This is a genomic window from Streptomyces longisporoflavus, assembly GCF_014649775.1.
In the GTDB taxonomy this organism is placed as follows: Bacteria; Actinomycetota; Actinomycetes; order Streptomycetales; family Streptomycetaceae; genus Streptomyces; species Streptomyces longisporoflavus.
The window spans coordinates 506,636-518,935 of the sequence record NZ_BMTR01000001.1 but is presented as its reverse complement, the minus strand read 5'-3'; the positions used below and the strand labels follow the sequence as shown (position 1 = coordinate 518,935).

10 protein-coding genes are annotated in these 12,300 nt (G+C 73.3%); 4 read left to right on the top strand and 6 right to left on the bottom strand.

From position 1 onward, the window contains the following. Nucleotides 1–36 precede the first annotated feature (36 nt). Together IE226_RS02425 and IE226_RS02420 are read right to left on the bottom strand one after the other, a co-directional pair. Entirely contained in the window at nt 37–1,086 is a 1,050-nt protein-coding gene (locus IE226_RS02425) for a mechanosensitive ion channel family protein (protein ID WP_190079227.1), read from the bottom strand. A gap of 201 nt (nt 1,087–1,287) precedes the next feature. Beyond that, nucleotides 1,288–1,881: an RNA polymerase sigma factor gene (locus IE226_RS02420; RefSeq protein WP_190079226.1), complete on the bottom strand. Its 594-nt coding sequence runs from the start codon at nt 1,879–1,881 to the stop codon at nt 1,288–1,290. A gap of 162 nt (nt 1,882–2,043) precedes the next feature. On the opposite strand from IE226_RS02420, the gene IE226_RS02415 reads away from it, so the two are divergent. The 4 genes from IE226_RS02415 to IE226_RS02400 all read left to right on the top strand — a co-directional run bounded on the left by IE226_RS02415 (nt 2,044) and on the right by IE226_RS02400 (nt 7,351). Then, complete coding sequence (locus IE226_RS02415) at nt 2,044–3,030, top strand: MerR family transcriptional regulator (protein ID WP_190079225.1); 987 nt, start codon at nt 2,044–2,046, stop codon at nt 3,028–3,030. A gap of 98 nt (nt 3,031–3,128) precedes the next feature. Continuing rightward, the gene (locus tag IE226_RS02410; protein ID WP_190079224.1) at nt 3,129–4,376 is read left to right on the top strand and encodes an NAD(P)/FAD-dependent oxidoreductase; all 1,248 of its coding nucleotides are present in this window, start codon (nt 3,129–3,131) and stop codon (nt 4,374–4,376) included. A gap of 111 nt (nt 4,377–4,487) precedes the next feature. Then, the gene (locus IE226_RS02405; protein ID WP_190079223.1) at nt 4,488–5,693 is read left to right on the top strand and encodes a lycopene cyclase family protein; all 1,206 of its coding nucleotides are present in this window, start codon (nt 4,488–4,490) and stop codon (nt 5,691–5,693) included. A gap of 62 nt (nt 5,694–5,755) precedes the next feature. Continuing rightward, nucleotides 5,756–7,351 carry an FAD-dependent oxidoreductase gene (locus IE226_RS02400; RefSeq protein ID WP_229870344.1) on the top strand — a complete coding sequence of 532 codons (1,596 nt, stop codon included), beginning with the start codon at nt 5,756–5,758 and terminating at the stop codon, nt 7,349–7,351. Between the two features lie 57 nt (nt 7,352–7,408). Here the strand turns inward: IE226_RS02400 and IE226_RS02395 are convergent, their stop codons facing one another. Genes IE226_RS02395 through IE226_RS02380 form a run of 4 tightly spaced genes read right to left on the bottom strand, consistent with a single transcriptional unit; the run spans nt 7,409 to nt 12,208 of the window. Next, the gene (locus IE226_RS02395; RefSeq protein WP_229870343.1) at nt 7,409–8,434 is read right to left on the bottom strand and encodes a Rieske (2Fe-2S) protein; all 1,026 of its coding nucleotides are present in this window, start codon (nt 8,432–8,434) and stop codon (nt 7,409–7,411) included. Further along, nucleotides 8,431–9,447, bottom strand: coding sequence for a phytoene/squalene synthase family protein (locus IE226_RS02390; RefSeq protein ID WP_190079222.1), 1,017 nt, complete (start codon nt 9,445–9,447; stop codon nt 8,431–8,433). Before IE226_RS02390 ends, IE226_RS02395 begins: the two co-directional genes overlap by 4 nt. Next, on the bottom strand, nt 9,444–10,982 hold the full coding sequence (gene crtI / locus IE226_RS02385; protein WP_190079221.1) for a phytoene desaturase family protein: 1,539 nt from the start codon (nt 10,980–10,982) through the stop codon (nt 9,444–9,446). The genes IE226_RS02390 and crtI overlap by 4 nt, the downstream gene beginning before the upstream one ends. Continuing rightward, nucleotides 10,979–12,208, bottom strand: a complete 1,230-nt coding sequence (locus IE226_RS02380) for a polyprenyl synthetase family protein (RefSeq protein ID WP_190079220.1) — start codon at nt 12,206–12,208, stop codon at nt 10,979–10,981. Before IE226_RS02380 ends, crtI begins: the two co-directional genes overlap by 4 nt. Nucleotides 12,209–12,300 lie beyond the last annotated feature (92 nt).

The window sequence follows — 12,300 nt, the reverse complement described above, 5'->3', positions numbered from 1 at the left end:
CCGTCTGAAGATCGTCGGCGAACGGCGGTCAGCGGCTCACCGGCGACCTGCCGTCGCTGCCGGCGTTTCCGCGTTGCCGTTGCCGTGGCCATTGCCGCCGGCGGCGGCGGTGGCGTCGCTGTCGGTACGCATCCACACCGTCCGCTGCGGGAAGGGGATTTCGATGCCCGCGGCGTCGAGGGCCGTCTTGGCGCGGCGGCGCAGTTCACGGGTGACGCCCCACTGCTTGAGCGGGACGGTCTTGACCGCCAGGCGCACGACCACCCCGTCGGCGTCGAGGGACTGCACACCCCAGACGGACGGGTCCTCCAGCAGGATGCCCTCGAACTCCGGGTCCTGCCGCATCTCGTTGCCGGTCTTCTCCAGGACGCTGTAGACCGTGTCGAGATTGGCGTCATAGGCGACGGAGATGTCCAGGACGGCGCGGGCCCATTCCTGGCTGTCGTTGCGGACACGGAGGATCTCGCCGTTGCGGATGTGCCAGAGACCTCCGTTCAGGTCGCGGATCTGGGTGAGCCGCAGGCCGACGTGCTCGACCTCGCCGACTGCTTCGCCCAGGTCGACGGAGTCCCCGACGCCGTACTGGTCCTCCATCATGATCAGCATGCCGGACAGGTAGTCCGCCACCAGGCTCTGCGCACCGAATCCGATCGCGAGGCCCACCACGCCGGCGCTGGCCAGCAGGGGGCCGAGCGCGATGCCGATCTGGTCGAGGACCATGGCCATGGCCATCAGGCCGACGACGATGGTGACGGCGCTGGAGAGGACGGAGCCGATGGTGCGGGCGCGCTGTTCGCGCCGTTCATTGGCACGGGAACGGTCGCGCTGCAGGACGGCCGGGCCGCGGCCGGTGCGACGCGGCTCGTTCCCGCCGTCGGACGGCTGCAGGATGCGCTGGACGACGCGGGTGATGGCCTTCTTGGCCACCGCCCGCACGATCGCCGCTCCGACGACGATCAGGACGATGCGCAGCGGGACGCCTATGAGAGCGCCGACGTTGTCCCGCAGCCAGCCCGGTGCCGCGAGGGCCTGTCCGCTCGTGCCGGGCTGGAGGACGTACGACGCCGACGCGCCGGTGGGTGCCACGGAGAAGACTCCATTTCCTTGGGGTACGGCTTGTCGCAGCGGGGACCATAACCGCCACGGTCGAACCGGGCCAAAAGGTGTGCAGGGGCTGTGTGAACGCGGTGACGGCACCGAGAAGGGCAGGCCAGGCGCGGCGGTTCAGCCCGCAGAGCCGGCCGGCGTCCGCCGGGGCCGGCTCGTCGTGTCGCAGGTCGACAGGGCTCAGTCCTCTTCGATCCTGCGGCGCAGCTGGTACAGGCCGCGGCGCGCGTGGCTCTTCACGGTGCCCAGGGGCAGACCGGTGCGCTCGGAGATCTGGTTCTGTGTCAGGTCGTCGTAGAACGTCATGCGCAGCACCTCTTGCTGGCGCCGCGGGAGGCCTGCGAGCACGTCGGAGAGCAGCACGCGGTCCAGGATCCGCTCCGTCGTCTCGGGCCTGCGATCCCCGGGGACGGAGTCGACGGAGCGGGCCGCCGCTTCGATCAGGTGGAGGCGCCGGGTGCGTGCCGCCAGCGTGTCGACGATCTTGCGCCTGGTGATGCCGACGAGCCAGGCGCCCAGCGCCCCGCGTTCGGGATGAAACCCGGTCCGTCCCCGCCACGCCGCGAGGAAGACCTGCTGGGTGACGTCCTCCGCTTCGCGTGCGTCGCCCAGTGAGCGGGCGGCCATGGCGTGCACCTGAGGACTCCAGCGCCGGTAGATCGCGGCGAACGCCTGTTCGTCCGCGCCGAGGAGCCCGCGGACCAGCTCCTCCTCCGGCACTGTCTTGCCGGCCTGCGGAAACAGGCGTTCCGAGGTCTGCATGGTCGCGCTCATGGGGTCGTTCCTCCTGCGGAGCGGCGTTCGCGGGACAGGTGCCTTGCGTGCCTGCGCCGGGGTGCCGACGGGCTGCCGGACGCCGGCTCGGTGCTCGCCCGAGTCTTGGACGCACAAACGACGCAAGCAACACGCGTCGGTTGTGCGTCGTACGCTGGACGGGTGAGCCCGATCGAGCACGACGAACCCGCGGGCCTGTCGACCGGCGCGGTGGCCCGCCTTCTCGGCGTCGCTCCCACCACGGTGCGTTCCTGGGACCAGCGCTACGGCCTGGGCCCCGTCAGCCACACCAGCGGCAGGCACCGCCGCTGGACGGCCATGGACATCGCGCGCCTGGAGCGGATGTGCGCGCTGACCATGACCGGTGTGCCACCGGCGGAGGCCGCCCGCATCGCACGCGACGGCGCGCCGCCGCCCCGGGAGCCCGCCGCCGCCCCGAAACGGCCAGGGCCTGCGCGCGGCCGCTCCGGCATCGGTCTGCAACTCGGCGACGCGCGCCGGGAGTGCAAGGGCCTGGCCCGGGCCGCGCTACGGCTCGATGCCCCCTCCCTGGACGGCCTGCTCACCGCGGCGATCGCCGACCACGGCCTGGTCACCGCCTGGCAGGAGGTGATAATGCCGACGCTCCAGGCGGTGGGCCGCAAGTGGGAGAGCTCGGGCGAGAAGTACGTGGAGGTCGAGCACTTCCTGTCCTGGCACGTATCGAGTGCGCTGCGACGCAGCACCCCGCCGGTTCCGGCCGGGCAGTCGGCCGACGTCACGCTGCTCGCCTGTGTGCCCGGCGAAAACCACACACTGCCGCTGGAGGCGCTGACCGCCGCCCTCGCCGAACACGGCCTGCCCGTGCGCATGTTCGGCGCGGCCATGCCCACCCAGGCACTCCTGGAGGCCGTACGCAGGACAGGGCCTGCGGCCGTCGGGCTGTGGGCCCAGTCCCGCACCACCGCGAGCCGCCCCCTCGCCCAGCACGTGGCGTCGATGCAGTGGGGCGTGCGCGGCGCACGCAGGCACCCGCTCGTGCTGACGCTCGGCCCTGGCTGGGCCGGTCAAACCGTGCCCGGTCTGCCACGGCCCCCGGGACTCGCCGAAGCCCTGGCCGTTCTGCGGACGGCGGCAACCGACGACACCCGTCGGCCTGTCACGCAATGAACCGGCGCGAGGCGATGACATCCTGACCCACCGTCGGCCCGCTCCGACCGCGACACCGGGCCGGCAGCGGACCGCGAAACGAGACGAGGAGACAGCTGATGGCCTCTCACAACCAAGCGGCCCCCGGCACGATCGTCGTCGGTGCGGGGCTTGCCGGACTCGCCTGCGCGCTGGACCTGACCCGCGCCGGACAGCGGGTCACTCTGCTGGAGGCCTCCGACGCGGTAGGCGGGCGGATGCGCACGGACCGCCGCGAAGGCTTCCGGCTCGACCGGGGCTTCCAGGTGTTCAACACCTTCTACCCGCAGGTGAAGCGACGTCTGGACCTTCGCGAACTGCGCCTGCGCCCCTTCACCCCCGGCCTGCTGGCGCACACCCCCACCGGCCCCGTACGGCTCACCGACCCGACCCGGCGCCCGCGAGAGGCAGCCAACCTGCTGCCCGGACGGGCCTTGGGCGCCCGCGACCTTGCCGCTCTCGCCGCCCTGACCGCACGCGACACCCTCCTCCCGGCCCGCGCGCTCACCCGCGGTCAGGACCGGACCACCGCACGGGCACTGACGCGCTCGGGCCTGTCGCAGGACACCGTCGACCACCTGCTGCGGCCGTTCCTGTCGGGCGTGTTCCTCGAGACCGGCCTTGAGACCTCCGCGCGCTTCTTCCACCTCGTCCTGCGCAGCATGGCCCGCGGCACCCTGTGCCTGCCATCCGACGGCATCGGCTCGGTTCCGGCGCAGCTCGCCGAGGGCCTGCCGACCGGAGTCCTGCGCCTGGAGACGCCGGTCGAGGCCGTCACCGACGACGGTGTCCTGCTGGCCGACGGCCGCGAAGAGCCCGCCGCCGCGGTCGTCGTCGCCACCGACACCCGGACGGCCGCGCGGCTGCTCCCCGGCCTCGCCGTGCCCGACGGACGGACCGTCACCACCTACTACCACGCCACCGACACACCCCCGCTGCACGAACCGACCCTGGTCACCGACAGCACCCTGGCCGTCCTCAACACCTGCGTCCTCACCGAAGCCGCCCGTACCTACGCCCCGCCGGGCACCGCGCTCGTGTCCACCTCGGTGCTCGGCGGCGACCCGCCCGGCGCGGAGACCGCCGTACGCCGCCGTCTCGCCGAGCTGTACGGCGCGGACACCGCGTCATGGACGCTGATCGCCGCCTACACGATCCCGGACGCGCTGCCCGCGATGCGGCCGCCCTGGCCGCTCAGCCGCACGACCCGCCACGCACCGGGACGGTACGTGTGCGGGGATCACCGGGCGACCGGGTCAGTGCAAGGCGCGCTCGCCTCCGGGACACGGGCCGCACGCGAGGTGCTGGCCGACCCGGCCCACCGATGACTCCGACCCGTACACCGCCCGGCGCATCCGCCGCAGCGCCACAGCCCGAAGAAGAACGACGGAGCCGGTCGGGCCGGCCGAGCAGGCGGTCACCGGAGAGACAGGGGACGGATGCACGACACGGAGATCGCCATCGTCGGGGCGGGCGCGGCAGGCCTGTCCCTGGCCTACCGCCTCTGCGCCGCCACGGGCCATGACATCCCCGCCATCACCCTGATCGACGCCCCGCGGGGGCCGCTGCGTCCACCGGAGCGGACCTGGTGTTTCTGGGAGAGGCCCGGCGGTGAATTCGACGCCGTGACGTCGGGAGGCTGGGACACCCTGCGCGTACGCGGAACAGACGGCACGCCCGTCACCGGCTCGGCCGCACCGCTGCGCTACAAGATGCTCCGCTCCCCCGCGTTCGAGTCCTTCGTCAACCGACGCCTCGACGCCACACCGCAGGTCAGGCGCCTGACCGCCACCGTCCACGACGTATGCGACCTGCCGCACGGCGCGCTGGTGCGCGGCACCACCGCGCAAGGGCAGCCGCTGGCCCTGCGAGCCCGCTGGGTGTGCGACTCCCGCCCGCTGCCCCGGCTGCCGCCCGCCCGGACCACCCTGTTGCAGCACTTCCGCGGCTGGTTCCTGCGCGCCGACCGGCCGGTCTTCGACCCGCGGGTGGCCGACCTGATGGACTTCCGCACCGTCCAGCCCGGACACGGACTCTCCTTCTGCTACGTCCTGCCGAGCAGCCCGTACGAGGCCCTGGTGGAGTACACGGAATTCTCCGCCACGGTTCTGGACCACGCGGGCTACGACCGGGCGCTGCGGACCTACGTGAACGAGCAGTTGGGGTTGGAGCACGTCGAGGTACGCCGGACGGAGCAGGGCGTGATTCCCATGACGGACGCGCGCTTTCCGCGCCGGGCAGGTCCCTCGGTGCTGCGCGTCGGCACGGCCGGCGGCGCGACCCGCCCGTCCACCGGCTACACCTTCGCCGCCATCCAGCGACAGGCCGGGGCCATCGCCGCCGCCTGGCACGAGCAGGGCAAGCTGCTGGCGCCGCCCGCGCACTCGCGTCGTTCGCTTGCCATGGACGCCGTCCTGCTTCGGGCCCTGGGCACCGGCCGGGTGGACGGAGCGGACTTCTTCACCCGTCTCTTCGGCCACGTGCCGCTGGAGCGGCTCCTGCGCTTCCTGGACGGCGCCACCCGCTGGGACGAGGACCTGCGCATCGGACTGCACACCCCGGTGGCCCCCATGCTCCGCACCACGGCCGAACTGCTCTGGCTGCGCCGCCGACCCTCGCGCGGAACGGCGCAGCGCAAGGCCTGACCAAGTGCCGTAACCACACACCGACCGTCGACGACGCAGGACGACACAGGAGGAAGGCCCCCATGCCCATGCCGGGTCACCGCCCATCACCCACCCACCCGAACCCCGCCGGAGGCCGGCAGCAGCCTGCGGTCCGGCGCGGACGTGACCGGCGCGCCCGCATCCTGCACGGGCCCGCCGGGCAGGCGCGGGTGCGGGGCGAGGCGCCGCGAGTCGCGGTGATCGGCGGCGGGATCGCCGGCCTCGCCGCGGCGACGGCGCTGGCGGAGCGGGGCGCCAAGGTCACCCTGTACGAACGCGAGAACCAGCTCGGCGGCCGTCTGGCGGGCTGGCCCGTGGGGCTCGCCGACGGATCGACGGCCACGATGAGCCGCGGCTTTCACGCCTTCTTCCGGCAGTACTACAACCTCCGCGGCCTGCTGCGGCGCGCGGACCCGGGCCTGCGGATGCTCACGCCCCTGCCCGACTACCCCCTGCAACACAGCGGCGGCCTGAGGGACAGCTTCGCCCGCGTCCCGCGCACACCCCCCTGGAGCGCGCTGGGCTTCGTCGCGCAGAGCCCCACCTTCGGCCTGCGGGACCTCGCCCGGATGAACGCGCGGGCGGCCCTGCCCCTCCTCGACATCCGCGTGCCCGACGTCTACGAGCAGCTGGACGGGATCAGCGCCCGGGATCTGCTGGACCACATCCGTTTCCCGCAGGCCGCCCACCACTTGGCCTTCGAGGTCTTCTCCCGCAGCTTCTTCGCCGACCCGCACGACCTCTCCGCGGCCGAACTGGCCCTGATGTTCCACATCTACTTCCTCGGCTCCAGCGAAGGCCTGCTGTTCGACGTCCCCGACGAGCCGTTCCCGGCCGCGCTGTGGGAGCCGCTCGCCGGCTACCTGGCCGGACACGGCGCCGACCTCCGCACCGGTGAGGGCGTCGAGAGCATCCAACCGGACCGGCACGGCGGCTCACACGTCGTCACCCGGCACACCGAGAGCCACCACGACGCCGTGGTCCTGGCTCTCGACACCGGCGGCCTGCGGCACTTGGTCGCCCGCTCCCCGCAACTCGCCGACCAGGACTGGCGGGACAAGGTGCGGCAACTGCGCACCGCACCCGCGTTCCTGGTCTCCCGGCTCTGGCTCGATCGCCCGGTGGCCGCCGACCGCCCGGGGTTTCTGGGGACCAGCGGGTACGGCTCGCTGGACAATGTGAGCGTCCTTGAGCGCTGGGAGGGCGAGGCGGCGCGATGGTCCGCTCGCACCGGCGGCTCCGTCGTCGAACTGCACGCCTACGCCACCGACCCGCACGCGCGGCGCCAGGACCAACAGGAGCGCCTGCTGGCCCAGTTGCACCGGGTCTACCCCGAGACGCGCGAGGCGAAGGTCCTTGACGCGTGCCACGTGTGGAACGCCGACTGCCCGCTGTTTCCCGTGGGCGGATACGCCGACCGGCCCGGGGTGCGCACTCCGGATCCCTCCCTCACGCTGGCGGGCGACCTGGTGCGCACCGACTTGCCGGTCGCGCTGATGGAACGGGCGGCCACCACGGGCTTCCTCGCCGCCAACGCGCTCCTCGCGCAGTGGGGTCTGCGCGGTCAGACGCTGTGGACGGTGCCGGACAGGGGGCGGATGGGCCTGCTGCGGGGCCTGAACCGCATGTTCGGCTGAGGATTCGGCCGATCGCCCCGCCTGTGCGACAAGCCTGTGCGACAAGCTCGCGCGTGTTCAGCCCGGGAAGCGGCCGGTGCTGCGCAGGGTCCAGCGTCGCTCCGCGTAGGCCAAGTCATCGCGCCACAGGCGGGCCGCGGCGGCACGCATCAGCGGGCGCAGCGCGGGCGCCGCGGCCCGGGCGAGGGCGAAGCCGCGGCGGTGTGACGCGGCGACGACCGCCTCGACGACCGCGGTACGCGGCCTCCCTCTGGCATCGGGGGCCAACGGGGTGGCGTGTGTCTCGACGACGGAGCCATGTCCCTCCCCCTCGGTGATGTGCATGACCACTGTGCGCGGTTCGGGCGCGGTGAACACGGCCCGTACCGGAACGACCGCGCGGCCGGCCACCTTGAAGGAGACGTCGACGGCGAACGCGTCCTCTGCCTGCTCGCCTGCGCTGCCCGGGTCGCCCGGCCGGCCGACGACGGTGAGGTCGACGAACGAATAGGGGTGGAACCACGCGCCGTGCCAGGGATCGAGGCGGTTGGCGACGACGTCCTCGGGCTCGCAGACTCCGACGGCTTCATAGACCGCCGTGACGGAGCGTGCCGGATCCGGGCGGGCCGGCACCACCGGCCGCTCCAGCGGCGGCTCGCCCCCGAGTCGGTCGAGCCTGACCCAGAGCAGTACGCCGTCGTCGTACGCCGGATAGGGCTCCCAGCCCGCGGCGGCCCGTCCGTCGAAGGGCATGCCGTGCCAGTGGCAGATGAGGGTGCCGCAACGGACCGGGCTGTCCTTGAGCGGAGCTCCCAGATGCGGGCAGCTGCCGGGTCCGGCCCGGAGCACTCCCGCCGCGTCGCGCCAGGCGACGACCTCGACACCGGCGATACTCCGGCCGAGTGACCGCTCGGCGCTCACGGCCGACGAACCGCCGAGGACATACCAGTTGCCCGACGGCCGGGCCTGCGCCCGCTTCAGGGCAGCGGCGATGATGCCCGGCTTCGCCTCGCTCCAGGTCGGCCGCTGCCGCTCCCAGGGAACGGGCCGGCGGCGCAGCCGCAGGGGGATGCGCCCGGCGCCGGGGACACGGCCCTCTTTCACGCTGTCTCCTTCCACGAGGACCAGGGACCTTCCACGCCCCGCAGCCGGGGTGCGGTCGAGCGCGGGTGCGCCGGGGCGGGCGCGCCGCGGGTGCGGGCCAGGGCGAGACGGACCAGGCCGTCGCAGGCCACGGCTGCCCGCTGCCGGCGGGGGACGACCGCGCGGCGGTGCAGCACCGCGTATCCGTCGTCGGCGATGGCGTCCAGGATCGTGCCGTACAGCACGAAGGCGGTGCGGATACAGGGCCGGGAGACGGGGGCGAGCATGGCGATGCCGGGTGCCGCCTGGCGGTAGACGTCGCGGGTGAGGTGCGCGGCGGTCCTGAGCATCGAGGTGATGCGCCGGTCGCCGGTTTTGGTGTCGCGGCTCCACTGCAGGAGGTCGCGGTCCACGCCGTGGGCCGCCAGCAGGTCGAGGGGGAGGTAGAGGCGGCCGCGGTCCAGGTCCTCGCCGACGTCCCTGAGGAAGTTGGTCAGCTGGAAGGCCACCCCGAGTGCGGCGGCGTGCGGTTCGGCCTCTTCGCGTGGGACCACGGTGCCGAGCACGGGCAGCATCTGGAGTCCGATCACCGCGGCGGAGCCGTGCATGTAGCTGCGCAGGTCCGCGTAGGTGGCGTATTCGCTGACCTCCAGGTCGCTGCGCATGGAGCGCAGGAAGTCGGTGAAGTGCCGCGGTTCGATGGCGTAGCGGGCGGCGGTGTCGGCGAGCGCGGCCACCACCGGCTGGCCGCGGGACCCGTCTCGCAGCGATGCCGACAGATGCCGCTCCAGACGGAGCAGCGCCTCGGCGCGCTCGGCGGTGGTGGCCGTCGAGTCCAGGTCGTCGACGATGTCGTCGGCCCAGCGGGCGAATCCGTACAGGGCGTGCACCGCGGGCCGGTGCACGACGGGCAGCAGCCGGGTGGCGAGGAAGTAGGTCTTGCCGTGGCGTGCGTTCAGGTGGCGGCAGCGTGCGTAGGCGGTGCGCAGCTCCGGGTCGGTGATGCCTGCGGCGTCCAGTTCCCGGCGGGTCATGCGACGGGTCCCTTCGTGACCGGGCCCGCCGCCCGCGGGCGTACGCGCGTCGGTTGCCCCGCTCCGGTCACGCGGGCTGCGGCCAGCTTCCCCGAGAGAAGGACGGTCGGCACGCCGACGCCCGGTGTGGTGCCGCAGCCCGCGAGGACGGCGTTGGTGGTGCCGCGCACCAGGTTGGCGGGCCTGAAGGGGCCGGTCTGCGCGAACGTGTGGGCCGCGGAGAACGGCGAACCCGCGGCGTGTCCCTGCGCGCTCCAGTCGGCGGGCGTCACCAGGCACTCCTCCTGGACGGCGGCGCCGAACCCGTCGAGCCCGCGCCGCTCCAGCTGCCGCACGAGGGTGTCGCGGTAGCGCGGGGCAAGGTCGCGCCACTCGCGCACGCCCGCGCCGATGTCCGTGTTGGGGCAGGGCGCGAGGACGTAGTGCAGATGGCGGCCGGGCGGCGCCAGCGAGGGGTCGGTCGCCGTGGGCCGGGTGATGAGCAGCGAAGGGTCGCTCATCAGGCGCCCGGTGCGGGTCAGCTCCGTGAAGGTGCTTTTCCAGGAGGCGCCGAAGGACAGGGTGTGATGGGCCAGTTGGGGCCAGGTGCGGTCGGTGCCCGCGTGCAGGACGACCGCGGACGGGGCGTGGCGCAGGGGGACGGGACGCCGCGGGCGGTGGGTGAGCAGCCGGTAGGCGATGGGCAGATCCGGGGTGAGGACCACGGCGTCGCAGGGGATGCGTCCGCGGTCGGTGATGACGGCGGTGATGCGCTCGCCGGAGCGTTCCAGGCGCGTCACGTCGTGCTCGAAACGCAGGTCGCCGCCCGCGTCCGAGGCCGCCTGCGCCATGGCCCGTGGCAGGGCGTGCATGCCGCCCGCGGGGAAGAAGACCCCGGCGACGGTGTCCATGTAGGCGATGACGGCATAGGCGGCCAGGGCGCGGGCCGGCGGGACTCCGGCGTACAGGGCCTGGAAGGTGAAGACGCGCCGCAGCCGCTCGTCGGCCAGGAAGCGTCCGACGCGGGCGTCAAGGCGGCCGAAGCCGCCGAGTACCGCGAGGCGGGCGAGGTCGGGGGTCAGCAGACCCAGCGGCGAGTCGAAGTTCGTGTCGATGAACCGGCGCATCTGCACCCGGTAGAGACGCTCGAGCCACCGGCGAAGGCGCCGGTAGCCCAGGGCTTCGCGGGCTCCGGCGAAGCGTTCGATCTCCGCTTCCATCGCCTGCGCGCCGGTGTGGACGTCCAGGGTGCCGCCGTCGGCGAACCGGGCGCGGTAGGCCGGATGCAGGGGGATCAGGTCCACGCGGTCGGCCAGCCGTTCGCCGACCGCCGCGAAGGCCTCGTCAGCGATGTCCGGCATGGTCAGCACGGTGGGTCCGGTGTCGATCCGGTACCCGCCCCGCTCGAGGAGACCGGCACGTCCGCCGGGCACCGCGGCCCGTTCCACGACCGTCACCTGCCGTCCGGCACCCAGCAGGTGCAGGGCGGCCGACAGGCCGGACAGACCCGCTCCGACGACCACGACATGATCGGTCGGACCTTTCAGCGTCCTCATCGACGGCTCGCTTCGACGAAGGGATGCACGGGGCCGGAAGTCCGACCGCCGTCGTACGCGGGGGACGTGCCGGCCGGGGCCTCGGGGGCGGGGACGGCCCGGAGACCCGCCGCCGTGCAGAACATCTCCCGCAGGTGCGCGGCCGCGGGATGGGCGAAAGCGACGCGATCCAGGTGCCGCACGCTCTGGGCGAGCAGCCGGCGGATCTTCGTCTCGACCAGATCGCGGGCTCCGCTTGCCTCCAGGGCGCCGCGCACGCGCTCCAGGTCTTCTTCCGTGAGTGCTGCCCCGCCTCCCACGTGAGTGTCCAGGATCTGGAGCAGCGCACGGTTGCCGGTGGCCTCGGCGCGGGCCCTGGCCACCGTCAGGAGATAGGTGACCTTGCCCTCCCTGATGTCGTCGCCGGAGGGCTTGCCGGTGTGCCCGGGGTCGCCGAACACGCCCAGCAGATCGTCCCTCAGCTGGAAGGCGATGCCTGCGCAGCGGCCGGCGGAACAGATCGCCCGGGTGGTGCGCTGATCGGCGCCGGCGAGCGCGGCACCAAGGGCCAGCGGCCGTTCCACGGAGTAGAGGGCGCTCTTGAGCGTGGCGGTCTTGACGGCCAGGGGCATCGAACGCGAACCCGTCCTCTGCCCGTACAGGTCGAGGAACTGACCGGCGACCATCTCCGACCTCATCGCCTGCCACAGCCCGCGCACGTGCTCGGCGGTGCCGGCCGGCATCCGGGTGGTCGCCACGATGTCGTCGGCCCAGGCCAGAGCCAGATCACCGACGAGGATGGCGGCGCCTGTGCCGAACGTCGCGCCGGGTCCGTCGGGGCGGGCGCGGTACTGCGCCGCCAGGTCCACATGGACGGCGGGCCGCCCGCGGCGTACCGATGAACCGTCCATCACGTCGTCGTGGACCAGTGCGCAGGTCTGGATGAGTTCAAGGCCTGCCCCCAGGCGCAGCGCGGCCTCGGTGCACTCCGTGTCGGCTGGGCCCCCGCAGGCCCGCAGGCCCCACCACAAGAACCTGGAGCGCATGCGCTTGCCGCCGTCCAGGGTGAAGCGGGCGACACGCTCGCCGACGCCCCGGGCGAAGCCGGCGTCGATGGCGACCGCCGCGGCGAGACGCTCGCGGAGAATGTCGTGCAGGACGCGTCCCACCGCGGCGCCGACATCGGTGTCGACCACGGCCGGGTCCCCGCCGGTGACGGGCGGTGCCTCCGTCCAGGTGCGGCGCATCGCAGGTTCCTCTCGTGGCGCGGTCGGTTCGGGCTCCTGCGTATTCCTCGCAGAGGCGCCGCGCGGATGCACCCGAGCGCGCTTTGGCGTGC